Annotated in this window: 1 protein-coding gene; it reads left to right on the top strand. The window is 72.6% G+C overall.

Translation table 11 applies throughout. From position 1 onward, the window contains the following. Positions 1-16: 16 nt before the first annotated feature. On the top strand, positions 17-1,040 hold a 1,024-nt coding region (locus tag C2142_RS38200), incomplete at its 3' end, for a cytochrome P450 (protein ID WP_148647514.1).

Raw genomic sequence — 1,040 nt, 5'->3', positions numbered from 1 at the left:
CTGGGAGGGAACTGCCTTGACCGCTCCGACACTTCAGGACCTGGCCCCGGCCGGTCTCGACGTCACCACCGACCCGTACCCCGTCTACGCCGCGCTCCGCGCGAAGGGACCGGTGCACCGCATCCTCGTTCCCGAGTCCGGCGAGGTGTGGCTGGTCGTCGCCCGCGACGAGGCCCGCGCCGCCCTCACCGACCACCGACTGCGCAACGACATCCGCTTCTCCTCCTCCTGGACGGACGACGGCGGCCACGCCATCGGCCTCAACATGCTCCAGACCGACGCGCCCCAGCACACCCGGCTGCGGGCACTTGTCGCACGCGAGTTCACCCCTGGCCGGATCGAGGCGCTGCGCCCCCGCATCCGGGAGACCGCCGACGGCCTGCTCGACACGATGATCCCCGCGGGCTCCGCCGATCTGGTCCACTCCTTCGCGCTGCCGCTGCCGCTGACCGTCATCTGCGAACTGCTCGGCGTGCCGTCGGGCGACCACGACGACTTCCACAGCTGGTCCAGCGAGATCGTCACGCCCACCTCCCCCGAAGCGGCCGGCGCGGCGGTCACCGCCATGACCGGGTACTTCGCCACCCTCATCGAGGACAGGCGGGCCAATCCTGCTGACGACCTGATGAGTGCGCTCGTCGCCGTGTCGGCCCCCGGTGACGGCCCTGCCGCCCCCGCTTCGGCTCCGCTCTCGCCCGAGGAACTCCTCGGCATGGCGTTCCTGCTGCTCGTCGCGGGCCACGAGACGACGGTCAATCTCATCTCGGGCAGCGTCCTCGCCCTCCTCACCCACCCCGATCAGCTCGCCGCCCTGCGCGCCGACCCGGGCCTCGTCCGCGGCGCGATCGAGGAGACGCTCCGCTACGACGGCCCGGTGGGCGCCGCCGCCTTCCGCCACGCGGCCGAACCGGTGCAGATCGGCGGCACCGTCATTCCGGCGGGCGACACCGTGCTCGTCTCACTGGCCGCCGCCTCCCGGGCCCCCCGCCACTTCCCCGACCCCGACCGCTTCGACATCCGACGCGAACAGCCACCTCGGA

The organism is Streptomyces sp. CB01881, assembly GCF_002953255.1.
In the GTDB taxonomy this organism is placed as follows: domain Bacteria; phylum Actinomycetota; class Actinomycetes; order Streptomycetales; family Streptomycetaceae; genus Kitasatospora.
This window is presented reverse-complemented; position numbering and strand designations above follow the sequence as displayed.